The following is a 21,023-nucleotide window of genomic DNA, read 5'->3' on the forward strand; positions in this document are numbered from 1 at the left end:
CGGGGAATGTGCCCGCCAGGCGCGCAACGGCGGAAGGAACGCTTTATCCGTGACGCGACCGACAGATCGTCTTGCCCCGGGTTCGAGACAAGCGGCGCAGTCGCCGCATGGCGCAACTGTGGTCGGGAGAGGGTGTCAGGTCCGCCGACGATATGACCAAGAAGAGGCGTGAAACCCGGCTAGCGGGGGTCGCGATGCCGAGGTCCTGCACTCGCTGCGTGCGCCGATGGAGGCGCCATGGAGGTGTTGTCCGTCGCCAGGCGAATCGGCGGCCCGACAGGCCGCCAACGGTGCGATACCGCGCTGCCCGGGAACCCGGGCGCGCCACGGCGTCAATACGTGAAGGCTTTCCGCTCTTCCGGGGCGATTGCCGCGTCGTTCATCGCGACCATCGGCTCCACGTCGAAGCCCGCGACGCGCCATGCATCGATACCGCCGGTGAGCGGTAACGCGAGCTTGACACCGGACAGGCGCAACTGCCTGGCCACCGACACGGCAGACGTTTCGTGCGGGCACGCACAATAGATGACGAGCGTCCGGTTCGTGCCATAGCGCTCCATGATCTGGCGCGGCTTGCGTTCATCGCCGATCAGCGCGCCCGGGATGACGAACGGATCGAGCATTCTTCGCTCGGCGGAACGGATATCGATCACGGCCGGCCGCGGATTGCTCGCGAGCAACGCATGCAGTTCACCCGCGCTGATCCGCGCTTTCCCGAGCGCGCTTGCCAGCATCCGTCGGCGGCAGTGGCGATACGGAAGATACAACGCCGGTGCGATGCCGATCACGATGAGCACGTGCCAGCCAAGACGAGTGACGAGGGCGAAGACCGCGTCGATCTGCGCGGCGAACAGTGTGCCGACGGCCAGACCGATCGACGCCCACAGCGCAATGCCGACGCAGTCATGCAAGATAAAGGCGCGCAACCTGACGGCCATCGCGCCGCATAGCGGAACGGCCACGAGTGACAGGCCGGGTACGAACCGCGCGATCACGAGCACGCGAACGCCCCAACGCCCGAAGAAGCGCTCCGTCGTCCTGACGCACGCGTCGCGCGACGGTGTCAGTTTGCAGACGGTGTGAAGCGTGCGCTTGCCGTACCGTTTTCCACCCTGGTACCAGACCAGGTCGCCGAGCAGGCCGCCAACCACGGCGGCGGCCAGTATCGTCGAGAAATGCAGCAGCGTCGACGACGCGACATGGGTCACGAGCGCGATGCCTGCGCCTACCGTGACCAAGGTCGGAATGGCGGGCAGCGGCAGGCCGAGCGACGACCCGAGAACGTTCAGGAATACGATCAACGTGCCGTACCGCGCGATCATTTCGTGCGACATCATGGTGCTCTCCTTGAGGCGGGCGCATGCGCGATCTCGACGATCGGTCATGGCTCCACCTGAAGCGGTCCTGCAAGGGCGGTTCCGCGAGTCGGGAACAGAGCAGGCGGGCCGCCGGTCACGCGTCGCCGGCACGCGGCCGACCGCCCGGCTCACCCGCGGCTGGCGTCGATACGGGTTACCCGGCGACGGAGGATTCCTTCTCAGGCGGCAGTTGTTCCGCGGGAGAAGCATGCTTGCCGAGGCTGCCGGCTTCGTCCACGTCGTGCCGATAGCGGTGCACGTCTCGCGTGACGAAGCCGATTTCCCGGCTCGGAATCTCGAACCACTCCGGGTGTCCGAACGAACGGCGAATATCCTCGAGACCGCTCGCCCAATGCTCGCGCATCGTGTCCTTGCTGAACTCATAGTCCTTGTAGTGCCCCTCGAACGTCTTGTTCTTGTAGATCAGGTGCACCACGTTCACGGCACTGCCATCCGCCGTTTTCTGAGCTTCCCGCAGCAGCGGGTGGGCAAGCCGCACGTGTTCCGGAATGTGTTCGAGCAGCGCCTTGATCATCTGCGCATGTTTCTGGTTCTGCGACATGAACGCGGTGATCGCGCGCGTGCGGCTCGAATACTGAATGTCCTTGGTGCGTTCGCTGACATCGAGGAAGTTGCCCGGCAACTTGCCGCGCGAGCTCCACAGATCGAGCTGGAAGACGAGCGTGTCCTTGTGCTGGCTTTCGCGGATGATCTCGGTGAGCGGCGTATTGGAAACGAGGCCACCGTCCCAGTAGAACTCGCCATCGATCTCGACGGCCGGAAAGCCCGGCGGCAGCGCGCCGGACGCGATGAAATGCTCCGGCGCCAGGCGCATTTTCGTATTGTCGAAATAGACGAGATTGCCCGTTCGCACATTGACCGCTCCGACGGAAACGCGAATGTTTCCGTCGTTGATGCGGTCGAAGTTGGCGTACCGCAGGAGCGTTTCACGCAACGCCGACGTGTCGTAGTAGCTGACCTGATCGGGACGCTTTGCGCCGAATCCGGCGAAAGGCACGTGCGTGCGCGGCGAGAAGAATCCGTTCTGGCCTTCCATCAGCGTTCGCGTGGCGGCCCATGCGCTCGACCACCTGCGCCCCACGTCGGCAAGCCCGGGCCACGCCGACATGCACGCGCCGACGTGAGCGAGCGGATCGCCCGGCTGACTGATGGTGTTCCAGAAGCCGCGGAGCGCGTCCGTGCGGTCCGCCGGCGCATTGCCGGCGATGATCGCCGTATTCAGCGCGCCGATCGATATGCCGGCGATTCGCGTCGGCTCCACGCCGACTTCGGCCATGCCTTCATACACGCCGGCCTGATAGGAGCCGAGTGCGCCGCCACCCTGCAGCACGAGTCCGATTTCGTCATACGCGGGCAGCTTGATGCGATGGGGCTGCATGAGCTTGTTACGCTGGCTCGAATACATGGTGTCCTCCTTACTGCATGAACCAGCCGTGGCTGACGACGATCGATTGTCCGGTGAGCGCGTTCGACTCGAAGCCGGCCAGGAACGCAACCGTGTGCGCGACATCGGCCGCCGACGTGAATTCGCCGTCGACGGTCTCTCTCAACATCACGTCCTTGACGACCTGCTGTTCGGAGATGCCCAGCGCTTTCGCCTGCTCCGGAATCTGCTTGTCGACCAGCGGCGTCCTGACGAAGCCCGGGCACACGACATTGGCGCGTACGCCGCGTGGCCCGCCTTCCTTCGCGACGACGCGCGCGAGACCGAGCAGCCCGTGCTTCGCGGTCACGTAGGCGGACTTCAGCGGCGAGGCCTCGTGCGAATGCACCGAGCCCATGTAGATCACCGTGCCGCCCTTGTTCGACGCGTACATGTGCCTGATGACGGCACGCGTCGTCAGGAATGCACCGTCCAGGTGAATGGCCAGCATCTTCTTCCAGTCGGAAAATGCGTAGTCCTCGATCCGGTTGACGATCTGGATGCCGGCGTTCGACACGAGCACGTCGATTCCGCCCAGCCGGTTCACCGTTTCGGCCATGCCCGCATCGACGGCTTCCTCGCTGGTGACGTCCATCGCGATCGCCAACGCCTTCCCTCCGCTCGCGACGATATCGTCCGCAACCTTGCGCGCGGCCGCGAGGTTCAGATCGGCGATCACGACCGTGGCGCCGTCCGCTGCTAGCTTGCGTGCGCACAGATCGCCGATACCGCTTGCCGCGCCCGTCACGAGCGCGACCTTGTCATTCAGTGCCATACGTCCTCCGGAGGTTTACTGGTTGACCGCGAGCTTCAGCGACGCGGCGGGGGCGAGGTAGTCATGGGCCACTTCGCCGATATCGAGCGTGAGATGTGCGATGACGTGGCGCGCGCCGATCACCTTGCGAACCGGCAGGTCGGCAACCGACGCGAGCGCATGCGGATACAGTTCGAGCGCGGCAGGCCCCTCCCATGCGCCGATCACGTCGACATCGCGCAGGAAGAAGCGCACCAGTTCGCAGATGCGCGCGGTGCCGTCGACGTGCGGAATGACCTTGAGCAGATAGTTGGGCGTGCCGGCGAGCTTGCGGCGCTCGGCTTCCGTGTCGAGCGCGCGGTACTTGTAACCCATCGTTCCGGTGGCGATGCGCTGCGTGCCGTAGTCGAGCGTGCCGAGCAGCGTGTCCTTGCCGTCGACGCAGAGCCGCGGCGACGCCAGTTTCTTGGGAAATCCCCAGATTTCCCGTCCGGCGGCGATGGGGCCTTCGTCGTCGAGGTACATCGCATGCGTGAAATTGGCTCGCGTGCCGTCCTCGTCCAGAACGGAGATCACCTGACCACTTTCGGTGTAGTCACCGAATCCCGACGAATCGGGCATCCGGATGAACTCGTAGTGGACGACGGCCTGGTCGACCGTCAGAGGTTCCGGGACAACGGCCCGGAGGGCGTCCATGTCCGTCTCGTACGAGATGATGAAATACTCCCGATTGACGAAGCGGAAGGGCGGACGCGGATACGCCGGGTTGTGCACGGGCATCGCGAATGCGTTGCTGCGGATATCTTCTTCTGTCACGGATCGTTCCTCGGTTGATGAGGTGCTGGGTCACACCCATGGCAACAGCCTTGGCTGCCGCGGCCAATGACGCGCGACGACGCGACGCGGCGCAGACGGCCGCGCGGGTCGCACGTTGCACTTGCGGTGTCGTGTCCGTTTCCCGGAGGGGATCGGGCATGCATGCACGGCCACCGTCATCGCCAAGCGTAGGCGATGTGCTCGTGCGGCAGTAGCGTCGCGACGGACCTCATCATGTTGTCTCGGCGACAACAATCGACGAACGGAGGATGGCGAAACGAAAGACGCGTGACGCGCTACAGCGCGATGATCGTGCGGCTCGACGGATCGCGCGCATGTTCACCGAGCATCGCTTTCAGATCGCGCTCGATCGTGCTGCACAGCGTTGAAATGGGCACGTCGTTGGCGCCGCCTTCGAACGGGTTCTCCGTGCTTTCGCCAACCTGCTCGAGCGAGGTGTACATCCAGGAAACGGCGACGCTGCACGGCACGACCAGCCAGACCATGTTGCCGTGCATGAAACCGCTGACGCTATCGTTCAACCGGTTGAATTCGTTCAGAAGACCGAACGGAAGCGACAGGCAGAAAAACCGGACGAACAGGGAGCTGACGGTCGCATACTGACGCGGGTAGGGAAAGTTCTTGAAGCGTTCCGATCTTGCCTGGAGATCGATGAAATCGCCGACGGTTTTCTGAAGCTCCATGTAAAAGTTCGAATTCAGATGCCCGGCCATGTGAAGCGTCCGGAGCGAAGTACCCTGCAGGCTCAGCACGAACGTTGCGATGCAAGCCGAGGAGAGCGACTGTTCCGTTTCGGTCGAGGAGAGGTACTTCGGCAACAATTCGCTGATGTCCTTTTCCCACTCCGGAACACGATAGAACCGGCGGTACTCTGCGTTGTAGCGTTTGTTCGTGCTTTCCCAGATGCGCGGGCGGCGCAGGTCATAGCGCAGCGCGGTCAGCCACGCCAGGTGGCGATCGACGAGTGTTCGGGCGATCTCGTCATCGGTGACGAAGTCGCGGACGAATTGGCCCCAGCGCCGGCTCTTGCTCAGGATATCCGTCCAGATCTCCAGCGCGTCCATTGCGCGGTTGTAGGTTTGAACGTTCTTGAAGCCGACGATGAACGATGTCGCAGTTCCGAGCAGAACCACGATCGTCAGGGGGATCGACAGCCACGTAACGGAGAAAAACTTGTACAGGACAACCGGAACGGAACCGAAAATGAGCAGCTCGTAAATTTTCCAGCGCGTCCAGATCAGGAACTCCGACAGTTTGTACGATTTCCCCATGTGCATTTTATTTGCCTCATCGTTGAGTCAGGTGGGTGACGAAGACGGCGTTCGAGTCGCGTGCGATCGTTCGTCGACATCATGCCCGCGATCGATCAGTGCGGCGTGTGATGGATTGGTGCCGAAGCGGCAACATCGTGAGCACGACTGCGGATCTACTGCGCAATGCCGTGTCGACCTAGGATGACTTCGCGCGGCGAGTTGCCGCCATCGACATCAACCGAGGGCAATGATCATGTCGCAGAAGATCCTGATAGTGGGTGCCGGTTTTGCCGGCGTGTGGGGCGCACTGGGCGCGGCGCGCGTGCTGGATGGTGCCGGTGTGACGAGCGGCGACGTCGAGATCACGTTGATCTCCCCGAAACCGGAACTGCAGATCCGGCCGCGGCTGTACGAAAGCGAGCCGCAGCGGATGGCCGCACCGTTGCTGCCGCTGCTCGATGCGGTCGGCGTGAAGTTTCTCGAAGGTAGCGTCGATGAGATTTCCGTCCGCGAGAAGACGGTCAGTGTCGCGTGCGCAAACGGCCAGCGACGTCTGCTCGCGTATGACAGGCTGTTGTTGACCAGCGGCAGCAGGTTGAGCAAGCCGCCGGTGCCGGGGCTCGCGGAACACGCGTTTTCGGTCGATCGTATCGAGGACGCCGTCGCGCTCGACGACCACTTCGCGGCGCTCGCGAAACTGCCGGAATCGCCGGCACGCAATACGGTCGCGGTGGTCGGCTGCGGCTTTACGGGTATCGAGGTTGCCACCGAGTTGCCCAAGCGTTTGCGCGAGTGGTTTGGCCCGCAGACGAAAGGGCGTGTCGTCGTGATCGGCGCGCAGGACGACATCGGTCCCGATCTCGGCCCGAATCCTCGGCCGTATGTCGCCGAAGCATTCGCGTCGCTCGGCGTCGAGGCCGTGCTCGGATCGCGCGTCGTGTCGGTCGCGGCCGACGGCGTTCGTACCGCGTCGGGCATGCACATCGAGGCGATGACCGTGATCTGGGCGGGCGGAATGCTTGCGAGCCCGCTGACGTCGCAAGTCTCGTCGCACCTGGATCCGCTCGGGCGCGTCGAGGTCACACCGGATCTTCGCGTGGCGGAAGCGCCGCACGTATTCGTCGCGGGAGACGTGGCGCGGGCACGCAGCGACGATGACGGGCACTATGCATTGATGTCATGCCAGCACGCGATCGTGATGGGGCAATTCGGCGGGCACAACGTCGCGGCGGATCTGATCGGCGTGCCGACACTGGAATACCGGCAGCCGTTCTATGCGACATGCGTCGACCTGGGCGATTGGGGCGCCGTGTACTCGGAAGGCTGGGATCGGCAGATCAAACTGACGCATGCCGAAGGAAAGGCGCGCAAGCAGATGATCAACACGCAATGGATCTATCCGCCGGCACCGAATCGTGCCGAGGCACTGGCGGCCGGTAACCCGCAGGCGTCGTTCGATTGACCGGTCGCCCCCCGCGCGTGTCGCGAGATGCGCCGCGGGGGGAGGAGCACGCCGCTGCGGCAACGAACGCCGTCGGCGGACGACGCGCTGTCGCGCCGCGACAGGCGCCGGTCAGTCGACGACGGTCACGATATTGACGGTGCCTTGCCGGGCCATCTTCGCATACGGGCACAAGCGTTCCGCGGTTCGAACCATTTCTTCCGCGACGTTTCGATCGACGCCCGGCATCCGCACCCGAACGTCGATGAGCAACGCATAGCCGCCGTCCATGGGATCGCGGCCGAATGAAACCTGCACTTCCACGGCGGTATCGGGGGTTTCCATATCGGCGCGTTTCTCGAGCAGATTGAGCGCGCCGTGGAAGCACGCGGCGAAGCCGGCCGCGAACAATTGCTCCGGATTGGTCCCGTTGCCGGGCCCGCCAAACTCGGTGGGCAGGCGCAAGTCGACGGCGAGATTTCCGTCGTCCGAGCGGACGACGCCGGATGCGCGGCCGTGTCCCGTCTCGCCGCCGGACACGGTGACGGTCGTGGTGTAAAGCGGTTGAAAATCCCGGCCTCGATACCTGTCGAGGAGGGAAAGCGGCGGGGCTTGCAGCTTGTTGTCATCCATGATGCGTGCTCGAATTCAGCGACACGCTTCGACCTCGGTCATTCGATCGTCGAAACGTCTTGCGAAGGGGCCGGAACGCCCGGGCAAGTAGCGTCGTCAAGGAATGACGGGCACGGAGGATCGTCCGAGGAATGCGGCAATCTTCCGGTGCAGCCCGATTCCCGGTTCGTCTACGGGAGAAAGACGCTTCCATGCTAGAGGCGCGCGCGGGATGGCGGTATGGCCGTTCCGGGCGATTGTATGTTTCCCGTTGGACACCAATCGGGAACGCGCCACGCATTTCAAACAGGCGCCCGGCGGCAGCGATTGCCGGCACGCAAGGCCGCACGCGATTGGTGCACGCCGCGCGTCAGCGGCCCAGGCACGCGCGCAGCGCTCGCGCGTGACGTTGCGCTTCGTCCGCGTCGGCGATGTTCGCGAACCCGATGATGAGGCCGCGTGGCGTTTGCTGCGTGTGGCTGTTCGTGTACCAGATCGACAGCGGCAGGACCGCGAGCCCGGCTTCGCGGGCGCGCGCGGCGACGGTGACATCGTCGACCGGCCCCTCGGGCCCAACCGTGAACCGCACCGCGAACTGGATGCCGCCAGGCGGCAGGTCGACGATCAGCCGCTTGCCGAACGCCTGCCGCAATGCGTGCACGATCAGCGTGCGGCGCTCGCCATACAGCGTGCGCATGCGCTTCAGGTGCCGGGCGAAGTGACCCTGTTCGATGAAATCCGCCAGGGCCGCCTGCAGGAGCGCCGGCGAGCCTGCGTTCATGCTGCAGGCCACGCGTTCGACACGCTCCACCGCACGCTCCGGCACGACTGCGTACGCGAGCCGCAAGCCGGGATACATCGCCTTGCTGAAGGTACTGCAATAGATCACGCGATCGCGCCGGTCGAGACTCTTCAGCGCCTGCAGCGGGCGGCCCAGATAGCGGAACTCGCTGTCGTAGTCGTCCTCGACGATCCACCCGGACGTCTTTTCGGCCCAGTCCAGCAGCGCGATGCGGCGGGACAGCGACAGCGTATGCCCGAGGGGGCTCTGATGCGACGGCGTCACGAGCGCGAAGCGCGCATGCGCGTCCAGCTGCAGGCCGCGCTCGACGTCGATTCCCTCGGCATCCACCGGCACCGGGACGAGGTGCACGCCCGTCTCGGAGAGGAAACTGCGTGCGAGCAGATAGCCGGGGTCCTCGAACCAGACGCGGTCGTTCGGACGCGCGAGGCTGCGCAGCACGAGTTCCAGCGTGGCGCGGTAGCCGCTGGTGATGAACACCTGTTCCGGCACGCAGGTGACGCCGCGCGACAGCCCCAGATAGGTGGCGATGTGTTCGCGCAGCGGCCTGTAACCGGCCGGATTCGGGTAGCCCAGCAGCGCACGATCCCCGCTGCGCGCGCGCAGCGACACGAGGCGGTGCCAGACCTTGCGCGGAAAGGCGTCGAGGGCAGGGACCCCGGGCTGCAACGGGCGCGGCTCGCCGCTCATCGCGACGGCGATCGGTTGCGCGCGCCGCGGAGGCGGGCTGTCGCGCGACATGCCCGGTACCTGAAGCACGTCGGCGCTGTCGACGTGCGCCGCCGATTCGTCGTCATGCGCGGGGGTCGCCCGCAGCAGCGATTTCGGCAAGGACGGCGAGACGAACGTGCCTGCCGCGCCACGCATTTGCAGATATCCCTCGTCGACCAGGATCGTGTAAGCCTGTTCGACGGTGCCGCGCGCCGTGTTCAATTGCGTCGCCAGACCGCGTAACGCCGGCACGCGATCGCCCGGACGCAGGTGGCCCGCGGCGATCGCGGTTCTGAACCGCTCGCAGATCTGCAGATAGATCGGCAACTGATGCTGCCGGTCGATTTCGATGGTCAGCATGGAGGATTGCGCAGACATGACGGCCTCGTGGGTAACGGAACAGACACGGCATGGACCAGTCCGATCGACGATTCTTGGCACTGATGGATAGGACATGATTCTTCCACAATTGCTCCACGCGATGCGACGGTCATCACCGCCTTCACCGGATCCGGCACCCGTCATGTCCCCTCGCATTCACATGCAATCCATTCGTCAGGAGATTTTGCGATGAAGATCGTTGTCATCGGCGGTTCGGGCCTGATCGGCTCGCGTGTCGTCACGCTGCTCGAGGAAGCGGGCCATCGGGCGGTTGCCGCATCGCCGCGCACCGGTGTCAATACCATCACGGGCGAGGGCCTGACCGACGCATTGACGGACGCGGACGTGGTCGTGGACGTGGCGAACGCACCGTCATGGGAACCGCAGGCGGTCCTGGACTTCTTCCGCACGTCGGCACGCAATCTCGGCAAGGCCGAAGTGGCCGCGGGCGTGCGCCATCACGTCGCGCTGTCGATCGTCGGTTGCGACCGGATGCCGGAGAACGGCTATTTCGCGGCCAAGGTCGCGCAGGAGCAGGCGATCGAGGCGGCGGGCGTACCGTACACGATCGCGCGCGCGACGCAATTCATGGAATTCATCGGCGGCATCGCGGATTTCGGCACGGTTGACGGCACCGTGCGCATCGGCGACGGACTGTTCCAGCCGATCGCCGCGGAAGACGTGTCGGCACTCGTCGCGCAGGCCGCGCTCGCCGGGCCGCAGAACGGCACGATCGAGATCGCGGGTCCGGATCGCGCGCCGTTCGCGGAGATCGTCGCGCGCTACCTGAAGTCGGTCGGCGACACGCGCGCGGTGGTGACCGATCGCGACGCCCGCTACTACGGCGGCCGCGTCGAGGAAACGTCGCTGGTGCCGCTCGGGGACGCGCGGCTGGGCCGCATCGGTCTCGACCAGTGGCTGGCAAGAAGCTGATTCACGTTCGCACGTATGCGATACGCCGGCGCATGCCGGCGACGAGTCGATCCGTGTGAGCAGCACGAGTGGGGGCAGCGGAAATGAATCATTCGGAACCATCGGAACACGGCGCGCGTCGCGACCTGGCCAGTCGCGCCGATGCACTGTCGGCGAGCTTCGGTGCGAGCTATGCAGGCATCCTTGCATTCGTTGCCGTGGCGAGCGAGGGGAGTTTCACCAAGGCCGCCGAACTGCTCGGCGTCGGGCGGCCGGCCGTGAGCCGGAACGTCCAGAAGCTGGAGGCGCAGCTGAGCACGCGGCTGTTCCAGCGGACCACGCGCACGACCGAGCTGACTTGCGAGGGCCGGCGCTTCTTCGAGAATTGCCATCAGGGCGTGGCGCAGATCGTCGAAGCCATGAACGACATGCTGGAATTGCGGCAGGGGCCGCCGCGCGGCCTCATCCGCATCAGCTCGGCAGTGGGATTCGGCAGGAAGATCGTGGCGCCGCTGCTGGAAAAATTCGCCCACGCCTATCCGGACATCATCATCGATCTGCTGCTCGACGACCGGCCCGTCGATCTGGTGTCCGAGCGGATCGACGTGTCGTTCCGTAACGGCCGCATCGAGGACTCCAGCATCATCGCCCGGCAACTGATTCCGATGCAGATGGCGCTCTGCGCGGCGCCGTCGTATGTGGCGAGGCACGGTCTCCCGCAGAGCGTCGAGGACCTCGACCGGCACGAGTGCATCAATTTCCGGTTTGCGAGCGGGCGCCTGTTCGAATGGGAGTTCAACGTGGACGGCCGCGTGCAGAAGTACCTGCCGACGTCGCGCCTCACGTTCAACGACGCTGATCTGGTGTTACGTTCGGTGCTGAACGGATCGGGCATCGCGCAGATGGCGGGCTACCAGATCCGCGACCATCTCGCGTCGAACGAACTCGTCGTCGCGCTGGCGAAGCACGTGCCGGAGGATCGCGGTCACTACATCTGCTATCTGAGCCGGCAACACCTTCCGACGCGCATCCGGATCTTCGTCGACTTCATGACCGAGCAGATTCGCGCGCTCGATCTGAACTGCATGACGCGGTTCAATCCGGAAGTGCCGGTGTTGTCGTCGGCCGCGTCGGCCGCGTCGGCGGGGCTGGCGGCTTGACGCAGCTCCACGCGCGTTCGTCCGCAATCCAGTCGCCGAACAGCTGGATCTTTTGTTGCTGTTCGGTTCCGCCCGGATACACGAAGTAATAGCCCATCCCCGTCGGCAACGAGATGTCGAACGGCATCACGAGCCGGTGTGCCGCCACGCTCTCGTCCACCAGCGTCCTGTCGCCCCCAGGGGGCGTCGACGTCGTCTCCAAGGACGCACGCCCCCTGTTCGGACTGAATTCCGCTACCGGCCGCATTTGCGTCGCGCGTTCTCGTCCAGGCGTCGCTTCAGTAGCTTCGGCACGCGGACCTGATGCGATGCCAGGCCCACGTCCCGCTGATTCGATCGGTCATGCGTGCGCGCGGATATCCCGCGTTGCCGAACCAGACCAGCCGCCGGTATGCCCGGCTCGGCCTGCAAGCGAGCCCGCGACGGTCAATGCAGCTCGCTGAAGCGCGGATCGATATACGCGTCGACGTCCTGCGACTGTTTGTACACGGCATTGCGCACGTTGAACGCATTCGCGTTGCGGGTCGACCCGTAGATCGAGTCGAGCCCGTCGCCCTTGCGGAACGCTTGCTTCGCGGCCGCCGCGTCGAGCAGGTGCGTGCCTTTCAGCAGCGGGAGATATTGCGCGGGCGTGAGGCCCACGCGTGCCGACATGATCTTCACCGCATCGGCCTGCGTCTTCGGGTCGTTGATATAGGCGACGCAGCGATACCAGACCTTGACCACCTTCGCCCAGTCGGCCCGACGCGCGGCGAGGCTCGCCGGCGCGACCGTGATCGCATCGTAGATCAGCCCCGGCGCATCCGCCGACGTGAAGATTGCCCGTGCGCCGGGTGCGCGCTTCAACGCCTCGCCCGCGTTCGGCTGCCATGCGGCCACTGCGGCGATGTCGGTCGACGAACCGAGCACCTGCGGCAGTTCGTTCGTCTTCGCATTCACGAGCGTGACGTCGCCGTCCTTGAGCCCGTGCTTCTGCAGCGCGGTTTCGAGCAGCAGGTGATCGACGAGGCCGAGCTCGACGCCGACCTTCTTGCCCTTCAGGCCTTCGATGGTGCGCAGCGGCGGCTTCGCGACAATCATGTCGTTGCCGGCCGAATAGTCGGTCAACAGGATCATGACGTTCTTCGCGCCGGCCGCGCCGGTGACGAGCGCATCGCCGTTGGTCGCCGCGACCGCGTCGAGCTTGCCGGCGGAAAACGCGTCGAGCGAGGCCGAATAATCGAACCATTCGAAGTCGACGTCGACGCCGGCTTCCTTGAACCAGCCCTTGTCGAGCGCGACCTGGAACGCGACCCAGCCCGGCCAGTCGCTGTAGCCGATTTTCAGCGGCGCCGCCGCGTGCACGGCGGGCGCTGCCAGCAGCGCGGCTGCCGCGACGGTGGCGCCGAGTGCGTGACGGATGGAACGGAAGAAACGGAAGAAACGGAGGGACGGCAGGCGGCGGAACGCCAGGGCGGGACGGGTCATCGTTGTTCTCCAGGAGACCGGGATCGGGATCGTCGATTCGGACCGTGCCTGTGCGCGGTCCGGCCGCGTGGCCGGTTCCTGCCGATGCGGAACGAGAAGCGGCCACGGAGAGGCGCGACGGCCGTTGCCATCGCCAATCTCCCGGGCTTTTGTCCCGCCGTGTAGCGCGCGTGCATCCGGTCTCGCGATCGGACGAACCCGCGCCGGGCTGCTCTCGGACCAGACGTTCGATGAACCGGAACCCTAGCACCCCTAAGATGCGACGCCGCCGCACCTCTCGGCATCATGCCGAGCGAGAAGCGTGCCAATGGCGCGCGGCAACGCGATTCACCGGCGGCGGACGGCGCGCTGAAGTTCGATGAAGCGGGCGGAGAACAGCGCGCTCAATGCGCGCCGGAGCAGGTCGAGCTTGTTCATGAAGAGTGGGGTATCGAGTGAGGATGCACCTGTTCAGCAATGCCCATGCCATCGCGGACCGCGCGGTGCGCGCGTGCGCGATGCGCACTGCGACGGTGCGCGATCGCGTGCGCATGGTGCGTCGCACGCCCGCCGCGAGGGCAGGCCGCCGCCGCCGATGCGTGCATGCCGTGCGTCATCGGACCGTCGTGCCGCGTCGTGCGGTGATTGCGCGGCGGCTGGCACGCAACTCGCTTTATCGACACCCGAGAGGTGCGAAGCAATTTGCATCATCTTCAGGATCGCTAGGGTTCCGGTCGTGCGGCGTTCGCGCCGCGCGATGACTGGTCCGAGAGCAATCCGGTCTTGCCTTTGCCTCGATTCGAGGAAACGGCGAGGCTCCACGGAGGGATAAAAGCCCGGGAGGTCGCGATGTCGTTCGGTCGCCCTCTCACGCCTTTTGTCCAACCGACCACGGAGCCGCCATGTCGCCGAGCCCCCAAGCCGTCCCCGTCCTTGAGCCACCGCCACACGTCGCGTGGGAAACGCTGATTCCCGCAGGAACCCACTGGTCCGGTATCCTGCGCCGCGGCCTCGCACTGCGCATCGTCGATGTCGACGGCGGCGCGAACCTGTCCGCCGTCTTTCATCGCCAGGAAGACCCGCTCGAACGCTACAACATGGCCGACACGCTGAAGGCGCAGCACACCGCGCACCTCACGCGCGGCCATGCGCTGTATACGGACATGGGGCGCGTGATCGCGTCGATCACGGCCGACACGCTCGGCTGGCACGACCCGCTCGGCGGTGTCGGCGATGCGCGGTTGTTCGCGCACAAGTACGGCACGACCTCGTACCAGGCCGATCGCAACGCGATGATCCGCAACGGTCGCGACAGCCTCGTGCTCGAGCTCGCGAAATACGGACTGTCGGCACGCGATCTCGCCGCGAACGTCAACTTCTTCAGCAGGCTCGACGCGCGCGACGACGGCACGCTCGATTTCATCGCCGGCCACTCGCCGGCCGGCAGCGCGCTCGACCTGCGCTTCGAGATGAACACGCTCGCGGCGTTCTCGACCGCGCCGCATCCGCTCGATCCGCGTGCGGACTACGCACCGAAGCCCGTGAAGTTGATCGCGTACCGCGCGTATCCGGCGGACGGCGCCGCGCCCGAGGACGACCCGTGCCGCCGCGCATGCGCGGAGAACATGCGCGGCTTCGCCAACACCGACCGCCTGTTCGCGTAAGGAGCCCTTCAATGCCGATCATCGAAAGCCGTCTCCACCCGCGCGACGCGATCCACGACACCACGCTGAAAGCAGGCGAACCGTGGCTGCACGACCTGAAACGCGGACAGGTCTTCCGCATCCTCGACCTGGAAGGCAACCAGGCGGTCGACACGTTGTTCTATCGCACCGACGACATCGAGGAGCGCTACAGCGCGCAGGACACGATTCGCGCGCAGCGCAACCTGTACCTGAGCGCGGGCAGCGTGCTGCTGTCCAGCCGGGGCAACCCAATGGTGACGATCGTCGCCGATACCTGCGGCCGCCACGACACGCTCGGCGGCGCGTGTGCGGCCGAGAGCAACACCGTGCGCTATGCGCTCGACAAGCGTTACATGCACAACTGCCGCGACAGCTTCCTCAACGCGATTGCGCACTGCACGTGCGGCGCGGGCGCGCGTCTCGGCAAGCGCGACCTCGTCGGCAACGTCAACTTCTTCATGAACGTGCCTGTGACGCCGCTCGGCGGGCTCACGTTCGAGGACGGCATTTCCGCGCCCGGCAAGTACGTGGAGATGCGCGCGGAGATGGACGTCACCGTGCTGATCTCGAACTGCCCGCAACTCAACAATCCGTGCAACGGCTACAACCCGACGCCCGTGCGCCTCACGATCTGGGAGGCTGAATGAACTACACCCACGCTCACTCTCGTTCGCGGGAGGCAACATGAGGTTCGCCAAGGTCCTCGTCGCGAACCGCGGCGAAATCGCGTGCCGCGTGATCCGCACGCTCAAGCGGCTCGGCATCGCGTCGGTCGCGATTTATTCGGATGCCGATCGCGACGCGCGTCACGTGGCGCTCGCCGACGAAGCGGTGCGTGTCGGGCCCGCGCCGGCGGCCGACAGCTACCTGAACGTCGCGGCGATCCTCGCTGCCGCACGCGAGACCGGCGCGCAGGCCGTGCATCCCGGCTACGGCTTCCTGTCCGAGCATGCCGGTTTCGCCGATGCATGCGAGGCAGCGGGCCTGCGCTTCATCGGGCCGCGCGGCGATCACATGCGTGCGTTCGGTCTCAAGCACACCGCGCGCGCGCTCGCCGCTGCGCAGGGCGTCGCGCTGCTGCCGGGCACGGGCCTGCTCGACGACGTGGCGACGGCGCTCGCCGAAGCCGACGCAATCGGTTATCCGGTGATGCTGAAAAGCACCGCCGGTGGCGGCGGGATCGGCATGTCGCTCTGCCGCGATGCCGCGCAGCTCGAGGCGGCCTTCGAATCCGTCGTGCGGCTCGGTAACGCGAACTTCGCGCATGCGGGGGTCTATCTCGAGAAGTTCGTCGAACACGCGCGGCACATCGAAGTGCAGATCTTCGGCGACGGGCTGGGCGGCGCGATCGCGCTCGGCGAACGCGATTGCTCCGTGCAGCGCCGCAACCAGAAGGTGATCGAGGAAACGCCCGCGCCGGACCTCAGCGGCGCCGAGCGCGATGCGCTGCATGCGAGCGCGGTGCGACTCGCCCGCGCGGTCGGCTACGCGTCGGCCGGCACCGTCGAATTCGTGTTCGACGCGAACGCGCGGCAGTTCTATTTCCTCGAGGTGAATACGCGACTGCAGGTCGAACATTGCGTGACCGAAGCGGTGACGGGCGTCGATCTCGTGGAATGGATGATCCTGCAGGCCGAAGGCGACCTGCCGCCGCTCGACACGCTCGCCGTCGCGCCGCGTGGCGCGAGCATCCAGGTGCGGCTCTATGCGGAGGATCCGCACAAGCAGTTCCAGCCGAGCGCGGGGTTGCTCACGCACGTCGCGTTTCCGGACGACGTGCGCGTCGACGGCTGGATCGAAGCGGGCACCGAGATCAGCGCGCATTACGATCCGCTGCTCGCGAAGCTGATCGTGCGCGGCGATACGCGGCGCGACGCGCTGGCCGCATTGCAGGCCGCGCTCGCCCGTACCGAGCTGTACGGGATCGAGACCAACCTCGACTACCTGCGCGCCGTCGTCGGCTCGGACACGTTCGCGCGCGGCGCGCCGACGACGGCATTCCTGTCGCGCTTCGCGTTCGCGCCGCACACGATCGACGTGCTCGACGGCGGCGTGCAGACCACCGTGCAGCAGGCCCCCGGTCGCGTCGGCTACTGGAGCGTCGGTGTGCCGCCGTCCGGTCCGATGGACGATCGCGCGTTCGATCTCGCGAACGCGCTGCTCGGCAACGCGCGCGACGCGGCGGGGCTGGAATTCACGATGGTCGGCGCGACGCTGCGCTTCAACACGGCGACGCTGTTCGTGCTCGGCGGCGCGCCGCTCGCGGCCACGCTCGATGGCGAGCCCGCGCCGTTCTGGCAGGTGCTGCGCGCGCGGCCCGGCGCGGTGCTGAAGCTCGGCGGCGTGATGGGCGCGGGCGTGCGCGCATGTCTTGCCGTGAAGGGCGGGCTGCAAGTGCCCGACTATCTCGGCAGCAAGGCGACCTTCACGCTCGGCCAGTTCGGCGGCCACGCGGGGCGCGCGCTGCGCAAGGGCGACGTGCTGCATCTGCACGCGGACGCGGGGCGCGGCGACGCGGGCGCGACGCTGGCCGCGGCCGACGTTCCCGCGCTGACGCATGCCTGGACGCTCGGCGTGCTCGACGGGCCGCACGGCGCGCCTGATTTCTTTACGCCCGACGACATCGCGATGCTCTACGGCACGCAGTGGACGGTCCATTACAACTCCAGCCGCACCGGCGTGCGGCTGATCGGCCCGAAGCCGCAATGGGCCCGCGTGGACGGCGGCGAGGCAGGCCTGCATCCGTCGAACATCCACGACAACGCGTATGCGATCGGTGCGGTCGATTTCACCGGCGACATGCCGGTGATCCTGGGCCCCGACGGTCCGAGCCTCGGCGGCTTCGTGTGCCCGGTGACGGTCGTGCGCGACGAGTTGTGGAAGCTCGGGCAGTTGCGCCCGGGCGATACCGTGCAGTTCGTGCGCGCCCGCGTATCGCCCGCGCCTGCCGCCGCCTCGATCGCGATCGCGCCCGCGGCATCCGCTGGCGCGCCGGACGATTGCGTGCTGCATCGCGACCCGTTGGCCGGCGGCGGCATCGGCGTGGTGTACCGGCGCTCGGGCGATCGCAACGTGCTGGTCGAATACGGACCGCTCGTGCTCGACCTGAACCTGCGCTTTCGCGTGCACGCGCTGATGTGCTGGCTCGACGCGCACCGGCTGCCCGGCATGCTCGACCTGACGCCGGGGATACGTTCGCTGCAGGTGCAGTTCGACGCGCGGACGCTGCCGCTCGCCACGCTGCTCGCGCATCTGCAGGCCGCCGAGCGCGAATTGCCCGACGTGGCCGACATGCGCGTGCCGAACCGCATCGTGCATCTGCCGCTGTCATGGGACGACCCGTCGACGCGCGTCGCGATCGAGCGCTACATGCAGTCGGTGCGGCCCGATGCGCCGTGGTGCCCGAGCAATATCGAGTTCATCCGGCGCATCAACGGCCTGGCGAGTATCGACGACGTGAAGCGCATCGTGTTCGACGCGCGCTATCTGGTGATGGGGCTCGGCGACGTCTACCTCGGTGCGCCGGTCGCGACGCCGATCGATCCGCGGCACCGGCTCGTGACCACGAAGTACAACCCCGCGCGCACCTGGACGCCGGAGAACGCGGTCGGCATCGGCGGCGCGTACCTGTGCGTGTACGGGATGGAAGGGCCCGGCGGCTACCAGTTCGTCGGCCGGACGGTGCAGATGTGGAACCGCCACCGCACCACGCGCGAATTCGAGGCCGGCAAGCCCTGGCTGCTGCGCTTCTTCGACGAGATCCGCTTTTACGAAGTCAGCGAGGCGGAGCTGACCGCGCTGCGCGCGGATTTCATCGCGGGCCGCGCGGCGCTGAGGATCGAGGAGTCCGTGTTCGATCTGGGCGCATACAACCGCTTTTTGCGCGACGAGGCGGATTCGATCGCGACGTTCAAGGCCGCGCAGCAAACCGCGTTCGAAGCCGAGCGTGAGCGATGGCGGGCGGCCGGGCACGCGGAATACGTCGGCGACGCGGAGCAGGGCGACGCGCAGGCGGCGCGGGCAGCGGGCGCGCTCGACGACACGCAGCGGGCGATTGCCGCGGACGTGTCGGGCAGCGTGTGGAAGGTGCTGGTCGAGGCGGGCGAGCGCGTGACCGAAGGGCAGGTCGTCGCGATCGTCGAGTCGATGAAGATGGAGGTGGCGGTGACGGCAACGGAAGACGGCACGATCGAGACGATCGATTGTGCGCCGGGCGCGGCGGTGGTGGCCGGCCAGCGGCTGATGGTGATGAAGGCGGGCGCCGCCGAGGAGGTCGCATGAGCACGGCGGAACGTTCCATCCTGCCCGGGCTGCGCTCGATTGCCGCGCTGCGCGCGCGCTACGTGGCGGGCGACCTGACGCCGCATGCGCTCGTCGACGCGATCGCCGCGCATTTCGACGCCGGCGACCCGCATCATGCGTGGATCCGTCCGCTGACGCGCGCGGAGATGACGCGATATGCCGACGCGCTCGCCGGGCGCGACGTCGCGTCGTTGCCGCTTTACGGCGTGCCGTTCGCGATCAAGGACAACATCGACCTCGCCGGCATACCGACGACGGCGGCCTGCCCGGCGTATGCGTATACGCCGGCGCGCAGCGCGCCCGTCGTCGAGCGGCTGATCGCGGCCGGTGCGATTCCGGTCGGCAAGACCAATCTCGACCAGTTCGCGACCGGGCTCTCGGGACAGCGCTCGCCTTACGGCGCGTGCCGCAACGCGCTCGATCCGCGCTATGCATCGGGCGGGTCGAGTTCCGGGTCGGCGGTGGCGGTCGCACTCGGCGTCGCGACGTTCTCGCTCGGCACCGACACGGCCGGTTCCGGGCGCGTGCCGGCCGCGTTTCACGGCCTCGTCGGGCTCAAGCCGACCCGTGGTGTGGTGAGTACGCTCGGCGTCGTGCCGGCCTGCCGGTCGCTCGATTGCGTGTCGGTGTTCGCGCAGTCGCCGGCCGATGCGCGGGCGGTGTTCGACGTCGCGCATGGCGTGATCGAAGGCGATCCTTACGGGCGCGCATGGCAGCCGCCGGCGGGCGCGGGCGGACTGCGCGTGCATCCGGCGCGGCCGCTCGCGCAGGTGCGCTTCGGCGCGCCGCGCGCCGACCGGCTCGAATTCTTCGGCGACGAATCGTATCGCGCGGCCTGGGGCGCGGCGCTCGAACGCCTGCGCGCGACCGGCGCGGAAGTCGTCGAGATCGATTTCAGCCCGTTCCTGGCGGCCGCGCGGCTGCTGTACGACGGCCCGTGGGTTGCCGAGCGGCTCGCCGCGATCGGCGCATTCGCCGCGCGGGAACCCGATGCGCTGCATCCGGTGATCCGCGAAATCGTCGGCGGCGCGTCGCGCTTCAGCGCAGCCGACGCGTTCGCGGCATTCGACCGGCTCGCGACGCTGCGCGTCGAGGCGGCGCGCGCATGGGGCGGGCTCGACGCGATCGTGATGCCGACCTCGGCGACCACCGCGACCGTCGACGCGCTCGAAGCCGATCCGATCGGCGTCAACTCGCGCTTCGGCTACTACACGAATTTCGTCAACCTGCTCGACCTGTCGGCGATCGCCGTGCCGGCCGGCACGTGCGAAAGCGGGCGGCATGCGGGTTTGCCGTTCGGGATCACGTTCGTCGGCCGCGCAAACGACGATGCGCGGCTGCTCGATCTCGCCCAGGCGTGGACCGGCGGCGCCGTCGCTGCCGGCGATGCGGCCGTCGGGGATGCCGGGTCGCTAGCGCCGGCGGCATCAGCCTCCGACGCGTCGTCCGCTGTCGTGCGCGTGGCCGTCGTCGGCGCGCATCTGCGTGGCGAGCCGTTGAACGGGCAGCTCACGCAGCGGGGCGCGCACTTCGTCGCCGCGACGACGACGGCTGCCGCCTATCGACTCTATGCGTTGTCCGCGGCGGCCTGCGGTGGCGTCGCCAAGCCTGGCCTCGTGCGCGTGCCGGACGGCGGCGCGCCGATCGCGGTCGAGATCTGGGAGATGCCCGTCGACGCATACGGCAGCTTCGTCGCCGGGATTGCGGCGCCGCTCGGCATCGGCACGCTGACGCTCGCGGACGGCTCGCGGGTGCAGGGCTTCCTGTGTGAAAGCGCGGCGCTCGACGATGCGCAGGACATCACGCGCTTCGGCGGCTGGCGCGCATACCGCGCTCAGGCCGCCAGCGGCGCGTTGCAGTGAATGCCCGGTCGCGCGTTGCTCCGGCACCCGCGCGACCGGCACCCGAAACGATACGGAGATTCC

General features: G+C 66.9%; 15 protein-coding genes and 2 riboswitches. Of the genes, 7 read left to right on the top strand and 8 right to left on the bottom strand.

Going from position 1 to position 21,023, the window contains the following annotated elements:
• Nucleotides 1–332: 332 nt before the first annotated feature.
• From DIE08_RS16600 to DIE08_RS16620, 5 genes are all read right to left on the bottom strand, one after another.
• Nucleotides 333–1,337, bottom strand: a complete 1,005-nt coding sequence (locus tag DIE08_RS16600; RefSeq protein WP_124902599.1) for a VTT domain-containing protein — start codon at nucleotides 1,335–1,337, stop codon at nucleotides 333–335.
• A 175-nt stretch (nucleotides 1,338–1,512) separates the two neighbouring features.
• Nucleotides 1,513–2,784 (bottom strand): patatin-like phospholipase family protein, encoded by a 1,272-nt coding sequence (locus DIE08_RS16605; protein ID WP_260436533.1) that lies wholly within the window; start codon nucleotides 2,782–2,784, stop codon nucleotides 1,513–1,515.
• Between the two features lie 10 nt (nucleotides 2,785–2,794).
• A complete protein-coding gene (locus DIE08_RS16610) occupies nucleotides 2,795–3,577 on the bottom strand; it encodes a 3-hydroxybutyrate dehydrogenase (protein WP_124902551.1) in 783 nt (260 codons plus the stop codon).
• Between the two features lie 15 nt (nucleotides 3,578–3,592).
• Nucleotides 3,593–4,372, bottom strand: coding sequence for an acetoacetate decarboxylase (locus tag DIE08_RS16615; RefSeq protein WP_124902552.1), 780 nt, complete (start codon nucleotides 4,370–4,372; stop codon nucleotides 3,593–3,595).
• Between the two features lie 296 nt (nucleotides 4,373–4,668).
• Nucleotides 4,669–5,670, bottom strand: coding sequence for a bestrophin family protein (locus DIE08_RS16620; RefSeq protein WP_124902553.1), 1,002 nt, complete (start codon nucleotides 5,668–5,670; stop codon nucleotides 4,669–4,671).
• Nucleotides 5,671–5,899: 229 nt separating this feature from the next.
• Here DIE08_RS16620 and DIE08_RS16625 point away from each other — a divergent pair, with 229 nt between their 5' ends.
• Nucleotides 5,900–7,108 carry an NAD(P)/FAD-dependent oxidoreductase gene (locus tag DIE08_RS16625; RefSeq protein ID WP_124902554.1) on the top strand — a complete coding sequence of 403 codons (1,209 nt, stop codon included), beginning with the start codon at nucleotides 5,900–5,902 and terminating at the stop codon, nucleotides 7,106–7,108.
• A gap of 111 nt (nucleotides 7,109–7,219) precedes the next feature.
• On the opposite strand, the gene DIE08_RS16630 is transcribed toward DIE08_RS16625, so the two are convergent.
• Both DIE08_RS16630 and DIE08_RS16635 read right to left on the bottom strand, forming a co-directional pair.
• On the bottom strand, nucleotides 7,220–7,720 hold the full coding sequence (locus tag DIE08_RS16630; RefSeq protein ID WP_124902555.1) for an Ohr family peroxiredoxin: 501 nt from the start codon (nucleotides 7,718–7,720) through the stop codon (nucleotides 7,220–7,222).
• A 349-nt stretch (nucleotides 7,721–8,069) separates the two neighbouring features.
• On the bottom strand, nucleotides 8,070–9,590 hold the full coding sequence (locus DIE08_RS16635; RefSeq protein WP_124902556.1) for a PLP-dependent aminotransferase family protein: 1,521 nt from the start codon (nucleotides 9,588–9,590) through the stop codon (nucleotides 8,070–8,072).
• A 192-nt stretch (nucleotides 9,591–9,782) separates the two neighbouring features.
• Here DIE08_RS16635 and DIE08_RS16640 point away from each other — a divergent pair, with 192 nt between their 5' ends.
• Together DIE08_RS16640 and DIE08_RS16645 are read left to right on the top strand one after the other, a co-directional pair.
• On the top strand, nucleotides 9,783–10,526 hold the full coding sequence (locus tag DIE08_RS16640; protein WP_124902557.1) for an SDR family oxidoreductase: 744 nt from the start codon (nucleotides 9,783–9,785) through the stop codon (nucleotides 10,524–10,526).
• Nucleotides 10,527–10,609: 83 nt separating this feature from the next.
• Complete coding sequence (locus DIE08_RS16645) at nucleotides 10,610–11,665, top strand: LysR family transcriptional regulator (RefSeq protein ID WP_059606221.1); 1,056 nt, start codon at nucleotides 10,610–10,612, stop codon at nucleotides 11,663–11,665.
• A 426-nt stretch (nucleotides 11,666–12,091) separates the two neighbouring features.
• Here DIE08_RS16645 and DIE08_RS16655 read toward each other — a convergent pair whose 3' ends face one another.
• The gene (locus tag DIE08_RS16655) at nucleotides 12,092–13,132 is read right to left on the bottom strand and encodes an ABC transporter substrate-binding protein (protein WP_124902558.1); all 1,041 of its coding nucleotides are present in this window, start codon (nucleotides 13,130–13,132) and stop codon (nucleotides 12,092–12,094) included.
• A gap of 136 nt (nucleotides 13,133–13,268) precedes the next feature.
• Nucleotides 13,269–13,390: riboswitch (guanidine-I (ykkC/yxkD leader) on the bottom strand.
• Between the two features lie 432 nt (nucleotides 13,391–13,822).
• Nucleotides 13,823–13,956: riboswitch (guanidine-I (ykkC/yxkD leader) on the top strand.
• 57 nt (nucleotides 13,957–14,013) lie between these two features.
• On the opposite strand from DIE08_RS16655, the gene DIE08_RS16665 reads away from it, so the two are divergent.
• Genes DIE08_RS16665 through atzF form a run of 4 tightly spaced genes read left to right on the top strand, consistent with a single transcriptional unit; the run spans nucleotide 14,014 to nucleotide 20,960 of the window.
• Nucleotides 14,014–14,775, top strand: a complete 762-nt coding sequence (locus DIE08_RS16665; protein ID WP_124902560.1) for an urea amidolyase associated protein UAAP1 — start codon at nucleotides 14,014–14,016, stop codon at nucleotides 14,773–14,775.
• Nucleotides 14,776–14,786: 11 nt separating this feature from the next.
• On the top strand, nucleotides 14,787–15,443 hold the full coding sequence (locus tag DIE08_RS16670; protein WP_124902561.1) for an urea amidolyase associated protein UAAP2: 657 nt from the start codon (nucleotides 14,787–14,789) through the stop codon (nucleotides 15,441–15,443).
• Between the two features lie 37 nt (nucleotides 15,444–15,480).
• The gene (gene uca, locus DIE08_RS16675; protein WP_124902562.1) at nucleotides 15,481–19,077 is read left to right on the top strand and encodes an urea carboxylase; all 3,597 of its coding nucleotides are present in this window, start codon (nucleotides 15,481–15,483) and stop codon (nucleotides 19,075–19,077) included.
• The gene (gene atzF, locus DIE08_RS16680) at nucleotides 19,074–20,960 is read left to right on the top strand and encodes an allophanate hydrolase (RefSeq protein ID WP_124902563.1); all 1,887 of its coding nucleotides are present in this window, start codon (nucleotides 19,074–19,076) and stop codon (nucleotides 20,958–20,960) included. Before uca ends, atzF begins: the two co-directional genes overlap by 4 nt.
• The last annotated feature ends 63 nt before the right edge of the window (nucleotides 20,961–21,023 follow it).

Source organism: Burkholderia sp. Bp9004, from assembly GCF_003858025.1.
Lineage (GTDB): Bacteria > Pseudomonadota > Gammaproteobacteria > Burkholderiales > Burkholderiaceae > Burkholderia > Burkholderia diffusa.

What these genes read in the sequence shown, in the direction of transcription:
- DIE08_RS16600 (WP_124902599.1), bottom strand. Translation starts at nt 1,337, where the DNA reads ATGATGTCGCACGAAATGATCGCGCGGTACGGCACGTTGATCGTATTC.
- DIE08_RS16605 (WP_260436533.1), bottom strand. Translation starts at nt 2,784, where the DNA reads ATGTATTCGAGCCAGCGTAACAAGCTCATGCAGCCCCATCGCATCAAG.
- DIE08_RS16610 (WP_124902551.1), bottom strand. Translation starts at nt 3,577, where the DNA reads ATGGCACTGAATGACAAGGTCGCGCTCGTGACGGGCGCGGCAAGCGGT.
- DIE08_RS16620 (WP_124902553.1), bottom strand. Translation starts at nt 5,670, where the DNA reads ATGCACATGGGGAAATCGTACAAACTGTCGGAGTTCCTGATCTGGACG.
- DIE08_RS16625 (WP_124902554.1), top strand. Translation starts at nt 5,900, where the DNA reads ATGTCGCAGAAGATCCTGATAGTGGGTGCCGGTTTTGCCGGCGTGTGG.
- DIE08_RS16630 (WP_124902555.1), bottom strand. Translation starts at nt 7,720, where the DNA reads ATGGATGACAACAAGCTGCAAGCCCCGCCGCTTTCCCTCCTCGACAGG.
- DIE08_RS16635 (WP_124902556.1), bottom strand. Translation starts at nt 9,590, where the DNA reads ATGTCTGCGCAATCCTCCATGCTGACCATCGAAATCGACCGGCAGCAT.
- DIE08_RS16640 (WP_124902557.1), top strand. Translation starts at nt 9,783, where the DNA reads ATGAAGATCGTTGTCATCGGCGGTTCGGGCCTGATCGGCTCGCGTGTC.
- DIE08_RS16645 (WP_059606221.1), top strand. Translation starts at nt 10,610, where the DNA reads ATGAATCATTCGGAACCATCGGAACACGGCGCGCGTCGCGACCTGGCC.
- DIE08_RS16655 (WP_124902558.1), bottom strand. Translation starts at nt 13,132, where the DNA reads ATGACCCGTCCCGCCCTGGCGTTCCGCCGCCTGCCGTCCCTCCGTTTC.
- DIE08_RS16665 (WP_124902560.1), top strand. Translation starts at nt 14,014, where the DNA reads ATGTCGCCGAGCCCCCAAGCCGTCCCCGTCCTTGAGCCACCGCCACAC.
- DIE08_RS16670 (WP_124902561.1), top strand. Translation starts at nt 14,787, where the DNA reads ATGCCGATCATCGAAAGCCGTCTCCACCCGCGCGACGCGATCCACGAC.
- uca (WP_124902562.1), top strand. Translation starts at nt 15,481, where the DNA reads ATGAGGTTCGCCAAGGTCCTCGTCGCGAACCGCGGCGAAATCGCGTGC.
- atzF (WP_124902563.1), top strand. Translation starts at nt 19,074, where the DNA reads ATGAGCACGGCGGAACGTTCCATCCTGCCCGGGCTGCGCTCGATTGCC.